Below are 21,078 nucleotides of genomic sequence, written 5' to 3' on the forward strand. Positions count from 1 at the left end.
CGACACGTCGACAAGGAAGCGGGTTAGAAGCCGATGGGCACCCGATGAGTACCCAGCGATGAGCACCCAGCACTAACGACGGTCCTCCCTGTCCGGGGCGGGCCGAGACAGGAGAGTTGTGGCAAAGGTCCGCGTCTACGAGCTCGCGAAGGAGCTCGGGGTGGAGAGCAAGACCATCATGACCAAGCTGACGGAGCTCGGTGAGTTCGTCCGCTCGGCATCCTCGACCATCGAGCCACCGGTGGTCCGCAAGCTGCGCGACGCCTTCCCCGCCGGGGGCGGCGGCGCGAGCAAGCCCGCGGCGGCACCCGCCCCCGCGCGTCCGGCCGCGCCCAAGCCGGCCCCGAAGCCCGAGGTGAAGGCCGCTCCGGCCGCACCCCAGGCGGAGGCGCCCGCGCCCCAGCCGGCGGCACCCGCCCCGGCGAAGGCCGAGCCCGCGAAGGGGCCCCAGGCTCCGGCACCCGCGGCGCCGGCACCGAAGGCACCGGCGCCCCAGGCCCCCGCGGCCGAGCGCCCCGCGCCGGCCCAGAAGCCCACCGCCACGCCCAAGCCGGGTGGCGGCACCAACGCGCCTGCTCCCCGTCCGGGTGGCTCGGGCGCTCGTCCCGGCGCCCCGCGCCCGGGCAACAACCCGTTCGCCACCAGCCAGGGCATGCCCCGGCAGGGCGGCGGACCGCGTCCGGGTGCCCCGCGCCCGGGCAACAACCCGTTCGCGCCGAGCCAGGGCATGCCCCGGCCCGGTTCGCGTCCCGAGCGCACCGAGGGTGCCGCGGCGGCGTCCGGCGAGCGTCCGGGCGGCCCCCGTCCGGGTGGTCCCCGTCCCGCTCCGCGCCCCGGCGGCCCGCGCCCGAACCCGGGCATGATGCCCGGTCGCACCTCGATCGGTCGCCCCGGTGAGCGTCCTGCTCCCGGCGGTCGTCCCGGTGGTGGCGGCGGCGGTCGCGGTGGTGGCGGCGGCTTCGCCGGTCGCCCCGGCGGCGGTGGCGCCCCCGGTGGTGGCGGCGGCTTCGCCGGTCGCCCCGGTGGTGGCGGCCGTGGCGGCGCGGGTCGTGGTTCCACGCAGGGTGCCTTCGGGCGCGCCGGCGGACGTCCGGTCCGTGGCCGCAAGTCGAAGCGCGCGAAGCGCCAGGAGTTCGAGCAGATGCAGGCGCCGTCGCTCGGCGGCGTGCAGGTTCCCCGCGGCAACGGCAAGACCGTCGTCCGCCTGCGTCACGGCTCGTCGCTCAACGACTTTGCCGACAAGATCGACGCGAACCCCGCGAGCCTCGTCACGGTGCTGTTCCACCTCGGTGAGATGGCGACCGCGACCCAGTCGCTCGACGAGGACACGTTCGGCACGCTCGCGGCCGAGCTCGGCTACGTCATCGAGATGGTCTCGGCCGAGGAGGAGGACCGCGAGCTGCTCGGGTCCTTCGACATCGACCTGGACGCGGAGCTCGAGGCCGAGGGCGACGACGAGCTCACGGCTCGTCCGCCGGTCGTCACCGTCATGGGTCACGTCGACCACGGAAAGACCAAGCTCCTCGACGCGATCCGCCAGACGGACGTCGTCGCGGGCGAGGCCGGCGGCATCACCCAGCACATCGGTGCGTACCAGGTGCGTCACGAGCACGAGGGCACCGAGCGTGCCATCACCTTCATCGACACCCCGGGTCACGAGGCGTTCACCGCCATGCGTGCCCGCGGTGCGCAGGTGACGGACATCGCGATCCTCGTCGTGGCCGCGGACGACGGTGTGATGCCGCAGACCATCGAGGCGCTGAACCACGCCCAGGCGGCGAACGTGCCGATCGTGGTCGCGGTCAACAAGGTGGACAAGGAGGGGGCCAACCCCGCCAAGATCCGCCAGCAGCTCACCGAGTACAACCTGGTCGCCGAGGAGTACGGCGGCGACACCATGTTCGTCGACGTGTCGGCCAAGCAGAACATGGGCATCGACGACCTCCTCGAGGCCGTCCTGCTCACGGCCGACGCCTCGCTCGACCTGCGCGCGAACCCGGACAAGGACGCGCGCGGTGTCGCCATCGAGGCGAACCTCGACAAGGGCCGCGGCGCCGTCGCGACCGTCCTGGTCCAGTCCGGCACGCTGCGCGTCGGTGACGCGATCGTCGCCGGCACGGCCCACGGCCGTGTCCGGGCGATGTTCGACGAGCACGGCAACGCCGTGACCGAGGCTGGCCCCGCCCGTCCGGTCCTCGTGCTGGGGCTCGCGTCCGTGCCGAGCGCGGGCGACACGTTCCTCGTGGCGCCCGACGAGCGCACGGCCCGCCAGATCGCCGAGAAGCGCGAGGCTGCCGAGCGCGCAGCCCTCCTGGCCAAGCGCCGCAAGCGCATCAGCCTCGAGGACTTCACGCAGGCGCTCCAGCAGGGCAAGGTCGAGACCCTCAACCTCGTCCTCAAGGGCGACGTGTCGGGTGCCGTCGAGGCCCTCGAGGACGCGCTGCTCAAGATCGACGTGGGCGACGAGGTCGAGCTGCGCGTCATCCACCGCGGTGTCGGTGCGATCACGCAGAACGACGTCAACCTCGCGACCGTCGACAACGCGATCATCATCGGCTTCAACGTGAAGTACGGCGAGCGCGTCGAGGACCTGGCCGAGCGCGAGGGCGTCGACGTCCGCTTCTACTCGATCATCTACCAGGCGATCGAGGACGTGGAGGCCGCGCTCAAGGGCATGCTCAAGCCGGAGTACGAGGAGGCCCAGCTGGGCACGGCCGAGATCCGCGAGATCTTCCGCTCCTCGAAGTTCGGCAACATCGCCGGTTCGATCGTCCGGTCGGGCGAGATCCGCCGCAACGCCAAGGCGCGCGTCCTGCGCGACGGCAAGGTCGTGGGGGACAACCTCACGGTCGAGTCGCTCAAGCGGTTCAAGGACGACGCCACCGAGGTCCGCGAGGGCTTCGAGTGCGGTATCGGACTGGGCTCGTTCAACGACCTCCAGGTCGGCGACACCATCGAGACGTTCGAGATGCGGGAGAAGCCGCGTTCCTGACGCTCGTCACGCCCGGGGGCGGTCACGGTTCGTGGCCGCCCCCGGGCGTTCGTCTCCCGTCCCGCCCGGCCGACGGGGGCCGTTCGGCGTACGGTCGTCGGGACCGTAGCCGGAACGCTCGGCACGAAAGGAAGAAGCCATGGTCGATCACCCTCGGGCGAGGAAGCTCGCCGACCGCATCAAGGAGATCGTCGCGCAGCTGCTCGACACGCGGATCAAGGACCCGCGTCTCGGGTTCGTCACGGTGACGGACGTGCGCGTCACCGGTGACCTGCAGAACGCGTCCGTGTTCTACACCGTGTACGGCACCGACGAGGAGCGGGCCGGGACGGCCGCTGCGCTGGAGAGCGCGAAAGGCCTCATCCGGTCCGAGGTCGGCAAGCAGACGGGGATCCGCCTGACGCCGACGATCGAGTTCCACCTCGACTCCGTCCCCGAGACGGCGGCGCACCTCGACGCCGCGCTCGTCGAGGCGCGTCGTCGCGACGCCGAGCTCGCCGCCCTGCGCGAGGGCAAGGCCTTCGCCGGGGACGCGGACCCGTACCGCACGGCCGAGGACGAGGAGTCGGCCGAGCGCTGACCTCCGATCTCGCACCGCGCCGAGGGCCGGTGGCGACACGCGACGCGTGCCGCCACCGGCCCTCGGTCGTTCCGACGGACGGACCGGGCGACAGAGAGCCCTCGCCCGGCGGGCGTGGTCAGCGACCCGTGCCCCGGGGGAGGAAGAGCGCGGCTGCGGTGGCGACCGCCAGCACGGCGGCACCGACGGCGAGGGCAGGTACCAGCCCGGTCGCGAAGGCGGCCGGCGTCAGCGCGCCACCCGCGGCGAGGAAGACGGCGGTCAGCACCGCGACGCCGAGCGCGACGCCGACCTCCCGCAGCGTCGCGTTGACGCTGCTCGCCGTCGCGTGGTCGGTGTCCGCGACCTCGGCGAGCACCGCGGTCGCGACGGGCGCGAAGGTGAGACCCGTGCCGACGCCGGCGAGCACGAACGCCGGCACGAGCGCACCGTAGACGGTCGGGTCCGCGTCCACGAGGTAGGCCATCCAGCCGAGCGCGACCGTCTGGAGGGCGAGGCCGGAGGCGACGAGGGGACGCACGCCGACGCGGGACGCGAGCGCACCCGCGAGGGGTGCGACGACCATGGGAGCGGCGGTCCAGGGCAGGGTCCGCACCCCCGCCTCGAGGGGGGAGTAGCCCTGGCCCACCTGGAGGAACTGCGTGAGCAGGAAGACCGCGCCGAACATCCCGACGGCGAACGCGAGGCTCGCGACGTTGGCCGCGCTGAAGCTCCTCGAGCGGAACAGGCGCAGCGGGACGAGCGGGTGCGCGGTGCGGGCCTCCTGGACGACGAAGAGCACGAGGAGGGCGGCCGCGGCGGCGAGGGTCGCGATCGTGGCGGCCGAGTCCCAGCCGCGTCGCTCGGCGTCGACGATCCCCCACACGGCGAGCAGGACGCCGCCGCCCGCGAGGAGCAGCCCCGGCACGTCGAACGGCTGCCGGCGCCCGAACGACTCGCGCAGCGCCGCGAGGACGAGCGGCACGGCGACGACGGCGACCGGGACGTTGAGCCAGAAGATCGCCTGCCAGCTCAGGCCCTCGACGACGGCGCCGCCGACGAGCGGGCCGAGCGCGATGCCGAGGCCGGACACGCCGCCCCAGACCCCGATTGCGAGCGCGCGCCGGGCGGCCGGGACGGCGCCGACGAGCAGCGTGAGCGACAGCGGGAAGATCGCGGCGGCTCCGGCGCCCTGGACGGCGCGGGCCGCGACGAGCGCGGCGGGGGTGTCCGCGAGGGCGGCGGCCGCCGACGCGAGCGTGAAGAGGGCGATCCCGCCGACGAACACCCGGCGGCGGCCGAGGCGGTCGCCGAGCGCGGCCGCGGGCAGCATGAGGGTCGCGAACGCGAGCGTGTACGCGTTGACGAACCACTGGAGCTGCTCGACGGTCGGCCGGAGCGCCTCCGAGATCACGGGGAGCGCCCCGGTGACGACGAGGTTGTCGAGCGTCGCCATGAACATGGGCAGCGACGCGGCGACGAGCGCGAGGGCGACGGGGCGCGCGCGCCGTGCCGTGGGCTCCGGGGTGTGGCCGGGTTCCCGTGGGGCGGGCGGGCGCCGCTCCGGCGCGTCCGCGACGGTCGTGCGGGCGCGGGGCGGACCGTCGGGCAGGTCGTCGGGCAGGTGGTCGGTCGTGGCGGTGGCCGGGGGTTCGGTCGAGGGGAGTGGCATGGTCGTGCCTCCGAGGCAGAGGTAAGCATTGATTGATTACTACCTGACCGACGCTAGTAATCGACTGATAACCTGTCAACCATGAGTTCCGAAGCGCCTGCCCGGCGCATGACGCGCGACGAGCGCCGCGAGCAGATCCTCGACGCCGCCACCGCGGTGTTCGCCGAGGGCGGCTACGCAGGCACCAGCACGGACCAGGTCGCGCGGGCCGCGCACGTGTCCCAGCCGTACGTGGTGCGGCTGTTCGGGACCAAGGAGGAGCTGTTCCGCGAGGTGTTCGACCGCGTCGCGAGCGAGATCGTCGCGCGGTTCGAGGCCGTCCCGCCCGGCCCGGACGCCAAGGCCGCGATGGGCGAGGCGTACACGCGGCTCATCGCCGACCCGGACCAGCTCCGCGTCCTCATGCACGGGTTCGTGCTCGGCGCCGACCCGGTGCTCGGCACCCGGGCGCGCGCAGTGCTGGCGCAGGCCTTCGACCTCTACCGCACGCGCGCCGGCGCGAGCGACGAGGAGGCGCGCGACTTCGTGGCGCGCGGGATGCTGCTCAACACGCTGTTCGCCGTCGAGGCCCCGTCCCACGCCGACGACGACCCGGCGCTCGCGGTGCTCGTCCGGTGCACGGTCGACCCGACGGACGGCCCCGGCCGCGCGGCGACGGAGGCGACCCGATGACCGCGGCACGCACCGAGCGTCAGCGCGACCAGGCACCACGTCGCCCGACGGCGCCCGACGGCCTGGTCGTCGTCGACAAGCCGGGGGGCTGGACGAGCCACGACGTCGTCGGCCGCGGGCGCCGGCTCGCCGGCACGCGCAAGGTCGGGCACGCCGGCACGCTCGACCCCCTGGCGACGGGCGTGCTCGTGCTCGGGGTCGGCCGGGCGACGAAGCTCCTCACGTACGTCGTCGGCGCGGACAAGGACTACGACGCGACGATCCGGCTCGGCGCGAGCACGACGACCGACGACGCCGAGGGTGAGCTCGTCGCGTCCGCGGACGCGTCCGGCGTCGGGCGCGCCGACCTCGACCGCGCGATCGCCGACCTCACGGGCGAGATCCTCCAGGTGCCGAGCACGGTGAGCGCGATCAAGGTCGACGGGAAGCGCGCCTACGCCCGCGCCCGCGCGGGCGAGGAGGTCGCGCTCGCGGCGCGCCCCGTCGTCGTCTCGCGGTTCGAGGTCCTCGACGTGCGCCCGGTGGGGGCGGGGGAGACGCCCGAGGGCGCGCCTCCCGTCCTGGACGTGGACGTCGCCGTGACCGTGTCGTCGGGCACGTACGTGCGCGCGCTCGCGCGCGACCTCGGCGCTGCGCTCGGCGTCGGCGGGCACCTTACGGCCCTGCGGCGTACGCGCGTCGGCGGGTACGGGCTCGACGTCGCCTCGACGCTGGAGGAGCTGGAGGCACAGGCCGACCGCGACGGCGTCCTCGCGACGCTGCCGCTCGCCGAGGCCGCGCGCGCGACGTTCCCCGTGCGCGACCTCACGGCGCAGGAGGCCACGGCGCTGTCGTACGGGCAGTGGATCCCCGGGACCGGGGCGCCCGGGACCACGGCGGCGATCTCCCCGGCCGGCGAGCTCGTCGCCCTCGTCGAGGACACGCGCCGCGGCGGCGCCGACCTCGCGAGGCCCGTGCTCGTCCTGGCGCCCGCCTGACGCCCTCGGTTCGGCGTCGGGGCCGGGGCGTGGCAGTCTTGTCCAGCGGCGCCGACGACTCCCCGCCGGCGCGCCCGACCCACCCCCTCACCGGAGGAGTTCTCGCGTGCACCTGTGGACGGACCTGAGCCAGGTTCCCCCGGGTTTCGGCCCGTCGGTCGTGACGATCGGCAACTTCGACGGCGTCCACCGTGGCCACGCCCAGGTGCTCGGGCGGATCGTCGACCTCGCCCGCGCGCGCGACGCGCGGGCGGTCGCCGTGACGTTCCACCCGCACCCGGCGGTCGTGCACCGCCCCGAGAGCGCACCGGAGCTCATCACGGGCATCGCCGACCGGGTCGAGCTGCTCGCGGCGACGGGCCTGGACGCCGTCCTCCTCGTGGAGTACACGCTCGAGTTCGCGCGCCAGACCCCGGAGGAGTTCGTGCGCACGTACCTCGTCGACGGGCTCCGGGTCGGGACCGTCGTCGTGGGGCACGACGTGCGCTTCGGCCGCGACAACGCCGGGACGATCGAGACCATGGTCGAGCTCGGGTCGCGGTTCGGCTTCGAGGTCGTGGCGATCGACGACGTCGGGCAGCACCAGGGCGTGCCCGTCACGGACGAGGCCGCGCCGGGGGACTCGCAGGTGCGCTGGTCCTCCACGGGCGTGCGGGCCCTGCTCGCGGCGGGCGACGTGCGCGAGGCAGCGCGCATCCTCGGCCGGCCGCACCGCGTGCGCGGCACGGTCGTGCACGGCGACGCCCGGGGCCGCGAGCTCGGCTTCCCGACGGCGAACCTCGGCTCGATCAGCGGCATGGTCCCGGCCGACGGCGTGTACGCGGGGTGGCTGGAGCGGCCACAGCTCGCGGGCGCCGACCCCGAGCACGCCGACGTCCGCCTCCCGGCCGCGATCTCGATCGGCACCAACCCGACGTTCGACGGCCTCGAGCGCCGGGTCGAGGCGTACGTCCTCGACCGCGCCGACCTCGACCTGTACGACGAGGACGTGGTCCTCGAGCTGGTCGAGCGCCTGCGCCCGACGCTGCGCTTCGACGGCATCGAGCCGCTGGTCGCGCAGATGCACGACGACGTCGCCCGCGCCCGCGAGATCCTCGCCGGCGCGGACGGGAAGCCGGTCGCGACGACCCCGGGGGCCTGACCGTGGTGGCCCCGACCCCGGCACCTGCCCCGGTGCTCGAGGCGCGCGCGCTGCGCGTCGGCTACGCGGACGTCGCCGTGTGCGCCCCGGTGGACCTCACCGTGCAGCCGGGCGAGCTGGTCGTCGTCATCGGCGCGAACGGCAGCGGGAAGTCGACGCTCCTGCGCACGGTGCTGGGCCTCCAGCCCGCGCTCGGCGGGGCCGTGCGGGCGTTCGGCCGTGCGGTCGACGAGCGCGAGCGGGACTTCCGCGCGCGCGTCGCGGGCGTGCTCGACGACGACGCGTTCTTCCCCGCGCTCACGGTGCGCGAGCACCTCGTCCTCGTCGCGCGCGGGCACGGCGTGGTCGGCGCGGGGGCGGCCGTGGACGCGCTCCTGGACCGGTTCGGCATCGCGCAGCAGGCCGCGTCGCTGCCGTCGGCGCTCTCGTCGGGCCAGCGTCGCCGCTTCCTCCTCGCCTCCGGATTCGTGCGGCCCCGTGAGCTGCTCGTGCTCGACGAGCCCGAGCAGCGCCTCGACCCCGGCATGCGCGAACGACTCGCGCGCCTGCTCGTCGACGACGCGCGCAGCGGCGTCGCCGTGGTCCTCGCGACGCACGACCCCGACCTCGTCGCGCGGACCGGCGCCCGTGGCCTGCTCGTCGGCGACGACGCGTGCGTCGCCCTGGATCCCGCGGACGCGCACGACGCGCTCCTGGCGGTGCGCTGACGGTGACCGGCGCGCACCCCGACGAACGTCCCGGGGAGACTCGCCGCGCGAGTCGCGACGACGGTCCCGACGGCGCGGTGGACGGGCTGCGCACCGACCCCGACGAGCTGCTCACCGGCCGTGAGCTGCGGCGCCTGACGGCGCGCGCCGCGGCGGCGCGGGCCGACGCCGGTCCGGGCGAGATCGTCGTCGACGTCGCCTACGCCGTCGTCTCCGTCGCGCTCGCGACGGTCTGGGTGGTGGGCCTGGCCACCATGTTGCGCTCGTCGCTGGACACCGGCGCCGCGACCGGCTCCGAGCGGGTGCTCGGTCCGGGCGGGATCCAGGCGCTCGGGACTGCCGCGCTGCTCGCGTTCCTCGCGGGGACGGCCGTGCGCCTGGGTCCGGTGGGCGCGGGCAGCGGGGGAGTCCGCTGGTGGGTCCCCACCCCGGCAGACCGGCGTGGGCTCGTCGCGCCGTCGTTCGTGCGAGCGGTGCTGCTCGGCGGGGTCGTCGGCGCGGTCGGGACGGCCGTCGTCGCGATCGCCGCGGGGCTCGACGCCGGCCCGGCGCTGCGGGGCGTGCTCACGGGCGGCGCCCTCGGCCTCCTGCTCGTCTCGGTCGCCGGCCTCGTCCAGCCGTCGCCCCGCGCGGCGGCGGCGCTCGCCCGCGCGAGCGACGTCGCCGTCGCGGCCGTGCCGGTCGCGGGCCTCGTGCTCGTCGTCGCAGGCCGTTCCGGGCTGCCTGCGCTCGCCGCGCCGCCGCTCGTCGCGGTCGGGCTCCTCGCGGTCGCCGCGGTGCTCGTGCTGCGCTGGTGGCGCGGGCTGGAGTCGCTCGGCGCGACCGTCCTGCGCGCGCAGAGCTCGGTCGCGGACCAGGTGGGCGGCGCCGTGCTCTCGTTCGACACGCGCGACCTCGGCCGCGCCCTGCGTCGTGCCGGGGCTGCCCGGGTGCGCGTCCGGCGACCGCGCCGGTTCGGCGCGGTGCGCGGCGCGTTCGGCGCGGTCGTGACGGCCGACCTCGTCCTCCTCGGGCGCAGCCCGTCCGTCCTCGCGCAGCTCGTCGGCCTCGGCGCGCTGACGGTCGTCGCCCAGCAGGTTCCGGGCCTCGGCTCGGGGTTCGGCCTCTTCGCGGTGCTGGTCGTGGCGGGCCTCGGCGCCGCGGTGCTCGGCGCCGAGGGGGCGCGCACCGCGGAGATGGCGCCCGTCGTCGACTCCCTCGTCCCGCTCGCCGCGCGCTGGACCCGGCTCGCGCGCGCCGTCGTCCCCACGCTCACGGCCACCGTGTGCCTCCTCGCGGGCTCGGCGCCGCTGGTCGTCGGGACGGGAGACGCGCGGTGGGTCGCGCTCGGCGCGCTCACAGCCGTCGTGCACGGCGCGGCCGCCGTGCGCAGCGCGTACCGCGAGCCGCCCAACTGGGGCGGCCCGCTGCTCGCGACGCCCGCGGGCGGACTGCCCACGGGCGCCGCCGCGGTGCTGCGCAAGGGACCGGACGTCGCGGTCCTCGGTGCGGTGCCGCTGGGCGTGGCGCTCCTCGTCGGCGCTCCCGGCTGGGGTGCGGTCGTCGCGCAGGCGCTCGCGGCGGCGGTGGCGCTCGCGGTCGCGACCCACGTGCGCGCGGCGCGCTGACCGCGGTCGCCGGCCGGGGAGACGTCAGGCGACGACCGGGGCCTCGACGAGCCGGCCGTCCGCCAGGTGCGCGCGGGCGTCGACCGGGTCGAGGGTCGCCTCGTCGTGCGTGACGAGCAGCGTCGCGGCGTCGAGCTCGCGCGCGAGCCGCACGACGAGCTCCACGACCTGCACGCCGCGCTCGTGGTCGAGCGCCGACGTGGGCTCGTCGACGAGGAGCACCTGCGGGTCGTTCATGAGGGCCCGTGCGATCGCCACCCGCTGGCGCTGGCCGCCCGAGAGGTGCTCCGGCCGGCGGTCCGCGCGGTCCGCGACGCCCACCGCGTCGAGCAGGGCGAGCGCGTGCGCGCGGCGTGACGCGGCGGGTCGGCCGCGCAGGTGGCTCATGAGCTCGAGCTGCTCGAGCACGGTGAGGGACGCCACGAGCTGCGGCTGCTGGAACACGATCCCGATGCGCTCGCGGCGCAGGGCCGCCGCCCGGTCGGCGGCACGCCGCGCCCGACGGCGGGACCCGCGACCGGCCCGCGGCGCACCGGTGGCGTCGTCGGGCGCGTCGACCGGCGCGCTGACGACGTCATGACCGACCCGCACGACGCCGGACGTGGGCGGTGTGAGGGTCGCGGCCACGGCGAGCAGGCTGGACTTGCCGGCACCGGAGGGGCCGAGCAGCGCCGTGGTGGTGCCCGACGGCACGGTGAGCGTGACGTCGTCCACGGCGACGAGGACGCCGTCGCCGTCGGGGTAGGCGAGGCGGATACGGTCGAGCGTGAGGTCCACGGGGTGCTCCTGGGGTCTCGGGTCTGGGGATGTCGGGGGACGGTCTCGGGTGGGGCCGAGGGTGGCCGGACGCGGGTCAGCGCGCGGCGAGGGCGGCGTGCGGGTCCACGCGCGCGACGCGCGTCACGGCGAGCACCGCCCCGAGCCCGCCGAGCGCGACGAGCACGACGGCGGGGACGAGCGTCGTCGAGAGGTCGACGACGACGGGCATGACGCGTGCCGCGAGCAGGCCGGCCCCGGCCGCGAGCGCCGTGCCGAGCCCGACGCCGACGCCGAGCACGACGCCCGCCTGCCCGATCGCGTCGCGCAGGAGATAGCGCGTCGAGGCGCCCAGCGCCCGCAGCACGGCGACGTCTCCGGCGCGCTGGATGGTCCAGACCGTGAAGAACGCGCCGACGACGAGCGCGGAGATGGCGAGGAGGAACACCTGCATGAGCGTCAGCGAGAGGTTCTCGGCGGTGAACGAGGAGATGGCCGAGCGCGCCTCGCGCGGCGTCGCGGTGACGGTCCCGAGCTCCGCGTCGGCCGCGGCGAGCGCGCCCGCCGTCGGCGGGTCGTCGCCGAACCGGAGCGCGACGACGGTCGCGGTCGGGCCGTCCTGCGCGTCGCCCGCGGCGCCGCCGCGCGCGCCGACCGTCTGCCAGTCGTCGAGGGAGACCCAGACGACGGGCGTGTGGGCGAAGTCGGCCTCGACGTCCTCGACCGCGGCGACGCGCAGGTCGAGCGGACCGGCTCCGACCTGGTCGTCGACGTCCGCGCCCAGCGCGTCGGCGGCGCCGCGCGAGAGCACGACCGTCCCGGCGGAGACGTCGGCGCCCCCGTCGTCCGCCCCTGGGACCAGGCCGGAGCCCGGCCGGACGCCGAACGCGGTGACGGCGGCCGTGCTCTCGCCGGACGCGCGCACGGTCGCGACGCCGAGCGGCTCCGCGGACCGGACGCCGGGGACGTCGGTCCACGCATCCTGCTGGTCGGCCGTGACCTCGGACTCGGTGAAGGTCGGCGAGGCGCCCTCGGCCGGCGGCGCGAAGGCGAGGCGGTCGACGGGCAGCTCCGTCACGGCCGACGTGCTCGCGCGACCGAGCCCGGCGGTGAGCGCCGCGAGGAACGCGACGAGGAACGTGATGAGCGCGACGACCGTGATCATGAGCGCGAAGCGCCCGCGGGCGTGGCGCAGGTCGCGCAGGGCGAGGAACACGCGAAGGACCTCCTGGGTCGGTGGGTGCAGGTGGCGGGCCGCCGCGCGGCGAGCGCGAACAGGTCGCGCCGTGGGCGTCCCGACGTCCCGTCCACGGTCTCGCGGCAGGGCGCGCCCCGGATCGCCGCAGCGGTCGGTCCTGCGTCGCCGCGGGGTGGAGCTCGGCATCGACCGTTCGGACGATGCCGGGCCGGGACGGCGTGGCTAGGGTGTCGCCGTGATCCCTGCCGCGGCCTTCACCCCCGCCGTGCCCGCCGGGCACGGTGCGCGCGTCGTGCCTGCGGCCACCCGGTGGCTGCGTCGCGGCCTGGACGTCCTCCTCGTCGGTCTGCTCGCTCTGTCGCTCGCCGGTGCCCTTGCCACGGCGGGCACGGCGCGGGGCGTCGTCGCCGTCGTGCTGTGCGCCGCGCTGCTCGCGCTCTACGTGCTGGGCCGGCGCCGCCTGCCGCTCCCGGACGACGTCGGAGCGCCCCGGGGTGCCTGGTGGCCCGCGGGCGCGTGGGTGACCGGGCTCGTCGTGCTGTGGGTCGCGCTGTGCCTCACCTCGGTCACGGCGGTGTGGGTCGCGTTCCCGCTCATGTTCGTCGCGATGCACGTGCTCGGCCCGCGGCGCGGCCCGGTCGCCGTCGGCGTGATCGTGCTCCTCGTGGTCGCGGTCATGGTCGCGATCACCGGGAACGTCCTCGCGCTGCCGTTCGTGCTGGGTCCCGCGATCGGCGGGGCCGTCGCGGTCGTCGTCGTGCTCGCGCTCGAGGCGGTCGTGCGGGAGTCGCAGGAGCGCCAGCGCACGCTCGACGAGCTCGTCCGTGCGCGCGACGAGCTCGCGACGGCCGAGCGCGAGCGCGCCGTCGCGGGCGAGCGCGAACGCCTCGCACGCGAGATCCACGACACGCTCGCCCAGGGCTTCTCCTCGGCCGAGCTGCTCCTGCGCGCCGCGCAGACCGCGCTCGACGACGGCGACGTGGTCACCGCGCGCGGGTACGTCGAGCAGACGCGGGACGTCGCGCGGCACAACCTCGCCGAGGCGCGCCGCGTGGTGCGTGCGCTCGCGCCCGCCGACCTCGCGTCGTCGAACCTCGTCGACGCGCTGCGCCGTACCTCGGCGCGCACGGCGTCCCGCATCGCGGCGCACGGGGACGGAGGTCCGGACGTCGTCGTGCAGGTGAGCGGCGACCCCGTGGCGCTGCCGACGGACGTCGAGGCGGCGCTGCTGCGCGTCGCCCAGTCCGCGCTCGCCAACGTGGAGCAGCACGCGGACGCGTCGCGCGTCGCGGTCACGCTGAGCTTCCTGGCCGGTGTCGCGCCGGGGGAGGAGGCCGTCGCCCTCGACGTGGTCGACGACGGGCGCGGCTTCGACCCCGACGGCCTCTCCGGCCGCTCCGAGGACGTGCCGGGGCCGTCGGGAGGGTTCGGCCTCGTGGCGATGCGTGCGCGGCTCGCCGAGCTCGGTGGCACGCTGTCCGTGGAGTCCGCGCCGGGCGCGGGCACCGCGGTCGCAGCCTGGGTGCCGCTGGCACCCGCCGAGGACGAGGAGGGGCGATGACCGGTCCCGCCGTCGTCGACGTCGTCCTCGCGGACGACCACCCGGTCGTCCGCACGGGCCTGCGCGCGGTGCTCGAGGCCGAGCCGGACGTGCGGGTCGTCGCCGAGGTCGGCTCGGCCGAGGAGCTCCTCGCGCGGCTCCGCGGCGGGCTGCAGGCCGACGTCGTGCTGCTCGACCTCCAGTTCGGACCCGGCCGGCTCGGAGGGGTCGACGCGGTCCGGGAGATCGTCGCGACCGACGGCCCGGCCGTGCTCGTCGTGACGACCTACGACGCCGACGCCGACATCCTGGCGGCGGTCGAGGCGGGCGCTCGCGGCTACCTCCTCAAGGACGCGCCGACGCACGAGCTCGTGGCCGCCGTGCGCGCCGCCGCGGCGGGCGAGGTCGCGCTCGGTCCGGCCGTCCAGCGGCGCCTGCTCGGGCGCCTGCGCAGCCCCGGCACGGCGCTCACCGCGCGCGAGCTCGAGGTGCTCGCGCTCGTCGCCGAGGGACGCACCAACGACGAGATCGCGCACGCGCTGTTCCTCTCGCGCGCGACCGTGAAGACCCACCTCGTGCACGTCTACGACAAGCTCGGCGCGCCGTCGCGCACCGCGGCGGTCGCCGAGGCCCGACGGCGCGGCCTCCTGCGCGGGTAGCGGGCGCCGGGCGGTGAGTCCGCCGGCGTCCGCCACGTGTCACGGGACCGGGTGCGGTCCCTCCCTCCGGGTGAGCGGCGCCGTCGTGCACGGCGTCCGTCGCGGCCGCGCGATCCCCGGGCCGCAGTCCAGGGGGCGGTCGCACACGCCCCTGCGCGAGCGCGAGCGCCCGCGGGGGCGTCCGGTGGCCCGCCCGCGCGGGCCGCACGACGACCTCCCACAGAGAGGCAGAGCCATGGAGGCTCAGCAGCACGCGGCGACACCGGGCGCCGACACCATCGCCGAGACGGTGGTCGACGACGTCGCCCCCGACGCGGTCGACCAGGCGTCGACCCCCGTCGGCCGGACCGTCCGGAGCGTCGGTCACGGCGCGGCCGTCGCACCCGACGACGCCGTGCTCGACACGGACGCGCACGCGGACGTGGACCCCGCGGAGTCGAACGCCCCGCTCCTGCCCGCGGCCGAGGCCGCGGTCGCCCGGGACCACGAGCTCCACCGCTACGACTCCACGACCGCGTTCGACTACCTGTTCCCGGAGCTCGCGGAGAGCTTCCCCGCGTTCCACCTGCCGGTCGGCGACGGCGTGACGACGGGCACCGTCGAGGCGCTCAAGGCACTCGGCGCGTCCATGGTCGCCCGACCGGTCACCCCGCCCGGGCAGCCACCGCGGGACCTCAACTCCCACGTGCCGGCGGTGTACACGTACTGGGGCCAGTTCGTCGACCACGACATCACGCTCAACACGAACGGCCCGGACACGACGGCCGGCCGGGACGGCGACCAGGCGCTCGGCGACGTCGACGCCGTGCCGTTCCAGGTCTTCGCGCCGCGCGTCGTCGTGCGCTCGCTCCACAACGGGCGGCACCCCGCGCTCAACCTCGACTCGCTCTACGGGAGCGGGCCCGTGTTCGCGGGGGAGCGCGGCTACCGGACCACCCGCAGCGAGGCGTCCTACGTCCCGGGGTCCGCCAAGCTCCGGCTCGGTCGCATCTCGACCGAGCCGCTCGTGATCCCGGGCGGGCCGTCGTTCTCGCTCGTCGAACCCGGCGGCGACGCCCAGCGCGACCTGCCGCGCGACGCGCAGGGCGCACCGCTCGTCCCGGACGGGCGCAACGACGAGAACCTCGTCGTCGCCCAGTTCCACCTCGCGATGATCCGCTTCCACAACGCCGTCGTGGACTGGGTGGACGACGTCGAGCCGTGGACGCGGCTCACGGGCGGGGAGCGCGGCGTCTTCGAGCGCGCGAGCCAGCTCGTGCGCTGGCACTACCAGTGGCTCGTGGTCAACGACTACCTGCGCACCCTCACCAAGCCGGGGGTGCTCGACGCGACGCTCCTGCGCGACACGTCGTTCTTCCGGCCCCGCTACCCGGTCTCGATGCCCCTCGAGTTCGCCGTCGCGGCGTTCCGGTTCGGGCACTCGATGATCCGGGACTCGTACGACTACAACGTCAACTTCACGGGGCCGCCGCCCCGGAACGCGAGCCTGGTCCAGCTCTTCCAGTTCACGGGCAACGGCGGCAGCCTGCGCCCCGGGCCGGCGGGCGACCCCGCGCTGCCGTCCAACTGGCCGATCGAGTGGGCCCGCTTCGTGGACAAGGGCGACCCCTCGCCGTTCCGGGCCGCGGAGAAGATCGACACGTTCCTCGCGCCGAGCCTCGGCGACCTCGTGAAGGAGGGGAACCTGCCGCCCGAGCCGCCTGCGCACACGCCGGCCCAGCTCGTGGCGAGCGCGCTCCAGAAGCAGCTCGCGCAGCGCAACCTGCTGCGCGGCTACATGCTGGCGCTGCCCACGGGCGAGGCCGTCGCCACGGCGCTCGGCGTCACCCCGCTCACCCCGGCCCAGCTCGAGGACCGGGCCGGCGACGACGTGAAGCAGGCGCTCGCGGCCCTGCGCGACGGCGACCACGGCGGCACCCCGCTGTGGTACTACGTCCTCAAGGAGGCCGAGCTCCAGGGCAACGGGAGCTTCCTCGGCGAGGTCGGCAGCCGCGTGCTCGCGGAGACGTTCGTGTACCTGCTGCGCCAGGACGACACGTCGTACGTCCGCGCGAGCAACCACTGGACGCCGGCGCAGGGCGTGCACTTCGAGGACGGGTCCCTCGTCCTCACCCTGCCGGACCTGCTCCGGTTCGCGGGTGTGCTGCCCGACGCGGCGGGCCGGTTCCGCGGCGACGGGACGGCCGGGCACGACGGGGCCTGAGCGCTGCGGGCGGTGCGGCCGCCCTGCGGCGCAGGTGCGTCCGGACGGCTGCCGCACCGCCCGTCGCCAGCGGTGCGGTCGCGCGCTGGTACGATGGATGCGCCGTCTGACCGGCCGCGGATCCAGAGAGCCCGGGAGAACCGTCCCCGGCGCACCGCGCAACGAACCCGAAGGAGAACCGTGCCGCTCGACACTGCCACGAAGCAGCGCATCATGACCGAGTACGCGACGAGCGAGGGCGACACCGGTTCGCCCGAGGTCCAGGTCGCGCTCCTCACGCAGCGCATCAAGGACCTCACCGAGCACCTCAAGGAGCACAAGCACGACCACCACAGCCGTCGTGGTCTGCTCCTCCTCGTCGGCCAGCGCCGTCGCCTGCTCGGCTACCTGCAGAAGGTCGACATCAACCGCTACCGCAGCCTCATCGAGCGCCTCGGTCTGCGTCGCTGACACGACACCGCCAGCCCGGTCCCTGCGGGGACCGGGCTGGTCTGGTGTGATGTACCTGTCACACCCCGGCTGACACCTTCAGCCGACACCACCCACACCGCGCCGCCGGCCTCTCGTTCGGTCCTCGGTAGTGGCTCACGGACCCCCACGGCCCCGTCTCGTACGGACCGGTGCGGGAACCGCCGTGGACCTCGATCGAAGACCGCCGAGCGTCGAGTGCGACCGGAGCCCCCGCGCCACGCGCGCCGGGGCGCGGACCGGAACCCTCGACAGGGGCTACCCGGGCGGCGCTTCGAGAAAGGGAGGGCACCCGTGGAGGGTCCCGAGATCCAGTTCGCCGAGGCCACGATCGACAACGGTCGCTTCGGCACCCGCACCGTCCGGTTCGAGACCGGGCGCCTCGCCCGTCAGGCCGCCGGCTCCGTCGCCGCGTACCTCGACGACGAGACCATGCTCCTGTCGGCCACGACGGCCGGCAAGCACCCCAAGGACCAGTTCGACTTCTTCCCGCTGACGGTGGACGTCGAGGAGCGCATGTACGCCGCGGGCCGCATCCCCGGCTCGTTCTTCCGCCGCGAGGGCCGTCCCTCGACGGACGCGATCCTCGCGTGCCGCCTCATCGACCGCCCGCTGCGCCCGCTCTTCGTCAAGGGCCTGCGCAACGAGGTCCAGGTCGTCATCACGGTCCTCGCGCTCCACCCGGACGACGCGTACGACACGCTCGCGATCAACGCCGCGTCGGCGTCGACCCAGATCTCCGGCCTGCCGTTCTCCGGCCCGGTCGGCGCGGTCCGCATCGCGCTGGTCGACGGCCAGTGGGTCGCGTTCCCCAAGTACTCCGACAAGGAGCGCGCGGTCTTCGACATGGTCGTGGCCGGTCGCGTCGTCGGCGACGACGTCGCGATCGCGATGATCGAGGCCGAGGCCACCGACGGCGCCTGGGGCCTCGTCAAGGACGAGGGCGTCGCCGCGCCGACCGAGGAGGTCGTCGCCGAGGGCATCGAGGCGGCCAAGCCCTTCATCAAGGCTCTGTGCGACGCGCAGTCGGCGCTCGCGGCCCAGGCCGCGAAGCCGGTCAAGGAGTACCCGGTCTTCCTGGACTACCAGGACGACGCGTTCGCCGCGGTCGAGGCCGAGGTCGCGGCGGACCTGCGCGAGGCGCTCGCCATCGCGGACAAGCAGGACCGCGAGAACCGTCTCGACGAGATCAAGAACGAGATGGTGGGGAGTCTGACGGAGGCCGGCTCCGGTGCCTTTGCTGGCCGCGAGAAGGAGCTCTCCGCCGCGTACCGCGCGCTCCAGAAGAAGCTCGTGCGCCAGCGCGTGCTCACCGACGGCGTGCGCATCGACGGTCGTGGGCTCGCGGACATCCGCACCCTGTCGGCCGAGGTCGAGGTGCTGCCGCGCGTGCACGGCTCCGCGCTCTTCGAGCGTGGCGAGACGCAGATCATGGGCGTCACCACGCTGAACATGCTCCGCATGGAGCAGCAGATCGACTCGCTCGGTCCGGAGACGCGCAAGCGCTACATGCACAACTACAACTTCCCGCCCTACTCGACCGGCGAGACCGGCCGCGTGGGCAGCCCCAAGCGCCGCGAGATCGGCCACGGCGCGCTCGCCGAGCGTGCGCTCGTGCCGGTGCTCCCGAGCCGCGAGGAGTTCCCGTACGCGATCCGTCAGGTGTCCGAGGCCCTCGGCTCCAACGGCTCGACGTCCATGGGCTCCGTGTGCGCCTCGACGCTGTCGCTCCTCAACGCGGGCGTGCCGCTGCGCGCCCCCGTCGCGGGCATCGCGATGGGCCTCATCTCCGACACGGTGGACGGTGAGACCCGCTACGCGGCGCTCACCGACATCCTCGGGGCCGAGGACGCGTTCGGCGACATGGACTTCAAGGTCGCCGGCACGCGCGAGTTCGTCACGGCCATCCAGCTCGACACCAAGCTCGACGGCATCCCCGCCTCGGTGCTCGCCGGTGCGCTGACCCAGGCGCGCGACGCGCGCCTGACGATCCTCGACGTCCTCGCCGAGGCCATCGACGTGCCCGACGAGATGTCCCCGAACGCCCCGCGCGTCATCTCGGTGAAGGTGCCGGTCGACAAGATCGGCGAGGTCATCGGCCCCAAGGGCAAGATGATCAACCAGATCCAGGAGGAGACGGGCGCGGACATCTCCATCGAGGACGACGGCACCGTGTACATCGGCGCCACCGACGGCCCGTCGGCCGAGGCCGCCCGCGCGGCGATCAACGCGATCGCCAACCCGCACGTCCCCGAGATCGGCGAGCGCTTCGTCGGCACGGTCGTCAAGACGACGTCGTTCGGCGCGTTCATCTCGCTCTCCCCGGGCAAGGACGGTCTGCTGCACATCAGCCAGATCCGCAAGCTCGTGGGCGGCAAGCGCGTCGAGAACGTCGAGGACGTGCTGTCCATCGGCCAGAAGGTCCAGGTCGAGATCGGTGAGATCGACCCGCGCGGCAAGCTCTCGCTGCACGCGGTGGTCGAGGAGGAGGCTCCGGCCGACGCTCCCGCGACCGAGGGCGCGGACGCCTGACGTGCCCTGGGACCTCCCGCTCGTCCCGGCGGGTGACGCCGGGGCCGAGCTGACCGCCGGGCAGGACGGCGCGACGATCCGTCGCTCCGTCCTGCCCGGCGGGGTCCGCGTGCTCACCGAGTCCATGCCGGGCCTGCGCTCGGCGACGATGGGCGCGTGGGTCGGCGTCGGCTCGCGCGACGAGACCGACGGCCACTTCGGCTCGACGCACTTCCTCGAGCACCTGCTGTTCAAGGGCACCGCGCGCCGCTCGGCGATGGACATCGCCGAGGCGTTCGACGCCGTCGGCGGCGAGGCCAACGCCGCGACCGGCAAGGAGCACACGTGCTACTACGCGCGCGTGCTCGACGCCGACCTGCCCATGGCGGTCGACGTCATCGCCGACATGGTGACGTCCGCGCGCCTGGACCCCGACGAGCTCGAGACCGAGCGCGGCGTGATCCTCGAAGAGCTCGCCATGAACGACGACGACCCCTCGGACGTCGTGCACGAGGAGTTCGCGGCAGCCGTGCTCGGCGGCCACGCGCTCGGCCGCCCCATCGGCGGCACCCCGGACACGATCAACGCGGTCCCGCGCGACGCCGTCTGGGAGCACTACCGCTGGCACTACCGCCCCGAGACGCTCGTCGTCGCGGCGGCGGGCGGCGTCGACCACGACACGCTGGTCGCCCAGGTGGGCCAGGCGCTGCTCGACGGCGGCTGGTCGCTCGACGCGGGCAGCGCACCGCGCGCGCGGCGCGACCCGGCCGACCCCGCCCTCGCGGGCGTCGGGACGGCGGGCGTCGAGCTGTCGGTGCACCGGGCCGTGGAGCAGGCGAACGTCGTCATCGGCGGAACGGGCCTGTCCGCGACCGACGACCGCCGCTTCACGCTCTCCGTGCTGAGCGCGGTGCTGGGCGGCGGCATGAGCTCGCGCCTGTTCCAGGAGATCCGCGAGAAGCGCGGCCTCGCGTACTCGACGTACTCGTTCGCGTCCGGCCACGGCGGCATCGGCACCTTCGGCCTCTACGCCGGGTGCGCGCCGTCGAAGGTCGACGAGGTCACGGCCCTGCTCCACTCCGAGCTCGACCGGCTCGCGGACGACGGCATCACCGGCGCGGAGCTCGACCGCAGCATCGGCCAGCTCTCCGGCGGCATGGTGCTCGGGCTCGAGGACTCCGGCTCGCGCATGAGCCGGCTCGGCAAGGCCGAGCTCGTCTACGGCGAGCTCCTGAGCGTCGAGGAGTCGCTCGACGCGGTCCGCTCGGTCACGGCCGACGACGTGCAGAAGCTGGCCGGCGAGCTCGCCTCGCGACCACGGTCCGTCGTGCGCGTCGGACCGTTCGGCGGCTGATCTCTCGCCTCCCACGGCGTCTCACGGCGGCCGTCCTCCTCACGGAGGGCGGCCGCCGTCGT

The 21,078-nt window shown here is 75.1% G+C and carries 16 protein-coding genes; 13 read left to right on the forward strand and 3 right to left on the reverse strand.

Features of this window, described 5'->3' with window-relative positions; all coding sequences use genetic code 11:
• Positions 1-118: 118 nt before the first annotated feature.
• Both infB and rbfA read left to right on the forward strand, forming a co-directional pair.
• Complete coding sequence (gene infB, locus AC6CH9_RS12995) at positions 119-2,992, forward strand: translation initiation factor IF-2 (protein ID WP_498155260.1); 2,874 nt, start codon at positions 119-121, stop codon at positions 2,990-2,992.
• 139 nt (positions 2,993-3,131) lie between these two features.
• Positions 3,132-3,572 (forward strand): 30S ribosome-binding factor RbfA, encoded by a 441-nt coding sequence (gene rbfA, locus AC6CH9_RS13000; protein ID WP_498155261.1) that lies wholly within the window; start codon positions 3,132-3,134, stop codon positions 3,570-3,572.
• Between the two features lie 118 nt (positions 3,573-3,690).
• Here rbfA and AC6CH9_RS13005 read toward each other — a convergent pair whose 3' ends face one another.
• A complete protein-coding gene (locus tag AC6CH9_RS13005) occupies positions 3,691-5,223 on the reverse strand; it encodes an MFS transporter (protein WP_498155262.1) in 1,533 nt (510 codons plus the stop codon).
• 81 nt (positions 5,224-5,304) lie between these two features.
• Between AC6CH9_RS13005 and AC6CH9_RS13010 the strand changes: the two genes are divergently transcribed.
• From AC6CH9_RS13010 to AC6CH9_RS13030, 5 genes are all read left to right on the forward strand, one after another.
• The gene (locus AC6CH9_RS13010; RefSeq protein ID WP_498155263.1) at positions 5,305-5,895 is read left to right on the forward strand and encodes a TetR/AcrR family transcriptional regulator; all 591 of its coding nucleotides are present in this window, start codon (positions 5,305-5,307) and stop codon (positions 5,893-5,895) included.
• Entirely contained in the window at positions 5,892-6,872 is a 981-nt protein-coding gene (truB, locus tag AC6CH9_RS13015) for a tRNA pseudouridine(55) synthase TruB (protein ID WP_498155264.1), read from the forward strand. The genes AC6CH9_RS13010 and truB overlap by 4 nt, the downstream gene beginning before the upstream one ends.
• A 106-nt stretch (positions 6,873-6,978) precedes the next feature.
• Complete coding sequence (locus AC6CH9_RS13020) at positions 6,979-8,013, forward strand: bifunctional riboflavin kinase/FAD synthetase (RefSeq protein ID WP_498155265.1); 1,035 nt, start codon at positions 6,979-6,981, stop codon at positions 8,011-8,013.
• 2 nt (positions 8,014-8,015) lie between these two features.
• On the forward strand, positions 8,016-8,720 hold the full coding sequence (locus AC6CH9_RS13025) for an ABC transporter ATP-binding protein (RefSeq protein ID WP_498155266.1): 705 nt from the start codon (positions 8,016-8,018) through the stop codon (positions 8,718-8,720).
• A gap of 77 nt (positions 8,721-8,797) precedes the next feature.
• Positions 8,798-10,327, forward strand: coding sequence for a DUF6297 family protein (locus AC6CH9_RS13030; protein ID WP_498155267.1), 1,530 nt, complete (start codon positions 8,798-8,800; stop codon positions 10,325-10,327).
• A 24-nt stretch (positions 10,328-10,351) separates the two neighbouring features.
• On the opposite strand, the gene AC6CH9_RS13035 is transcribed toward AC6CH9_RS13030, so the two are convergent.
• Together AC6CH9_RS13035 and AC6CH9_RS13040 are read right to left on the reverse strand one after the other, a co-directional pair.
• On the reverse strand, positions 10,352-11,104 hold the full coding sequence (locus AC6CH9_RS13035) for an ABC transporter ATP-binding protein (RefSeq protein WP_498155268.1): 753 nt from the start codon (positions 11,102-11,104) through the stop codon (positions 10,352-10,354).
• Between the two features lie 76 nt (positions 11,105-11,180).
• On the reverse strand, positions 11,181-12,299 hold the full coding sequence (locus tag AC6CH9_RS13040; protein ID WP_498155269.1) for an ABC transporter permease: 1,119 nt from the start codon (positions 12,297-12,299) through the stop codon (positions 11,181-11,183).
• A gap of 217 nt (positions 12,300-12,516) precedes the next feature.
• On the opposite strand from AC6CH9_RS13040, the gene AC6CH9_RS13045 reads away from it, so the two are divergent.
• The 6 genes from AC6CH9_RS13045 to AC6CH9_RS13070 all read left to right on the forward strand — a co-directional run bounded on the left by AC6CH9_RS13045 (position 12,517) and on the right by AC6CH9_RS13070 (position 21,016).
• Positions 12,517-13,842, forward strand: coding sequence for a sensor histidine kinase (locus tag AC6CH9_RS13045; protein WP_498155270.1), 1,326 nt, complete (start codon positions 12,517-12,519; stop codon positions 13,840-13,842).
• On the forward strand, positions 13,839-14,480 hold the full coding sequence (locus tag AC6CH9_RS13050) for a response regulator transcription factor (protein WP_498155271.1): 642 nt from the start codon (positions 13,839-13,841) through the stop codon (positions 14,478-14,480). The genes AC6CH9_RS13045 and AC6CH9_RS13050 overlap by 4 nt, the downstream gene beginning before the upstream one ends.
• A 235-nt stretch (positions 14,481-14,715) precedes the next feature.
• Positions 14,716-16,683, forward strand: a complete 1,968-nt coding sequence (locus AC6CH9_RS13055) for a peroxidase family protein (RefSeq protein WP_498155272.1) — start codon at positions 14,716-14,718, stop codon at positions 16,681-16,683.
• A gap of 180 nt (positions 16,684-16,863) precedes the next feature.
• Complete coding sequence (rpsO, locus tag AC6CH9_RS13060) at positions 16,864-17,133, forward strand: 30S ribosomal protein S15 (protein ID WP_021479897.1); 270 nt, start codon at positions 16,864-16,866, stop codon at positions 17,131-17,133.
• Between the two features lie 312 nt (positions 17,134-17,445).
• The gene (locus AC6CH9_RS13065; protein ID WP_498155273.1) at positions 17,446-19,683 is read left to right on the forward strand and encodes a polyribonucleotide nucleotidyltransferase; all 2,238 of its coding nucleotides are present in this window, start codon (positions 17,446-17,448) and stop codon (positions 19,681-19,683) included.
• Between the two features lies 1 nt (position 19,684).
• Positions 19,685-21,016: a M16 family metallopeptidase gene (locus AC6CH9_RS13070; RefSeq protein WP_047232677.1), complete on the forward strand. Its 1,332-nt coding sequence runs from the start codon at positions 19,685-19,687 to the stop codon at positions 21,014-21,016.
• Positions 21,017-21,078: the final 62 nt, after the last annotated feature.

It is taken from the genome of Cellulosimicrobium sp. GQ32, from assembly GCF_059758455.1.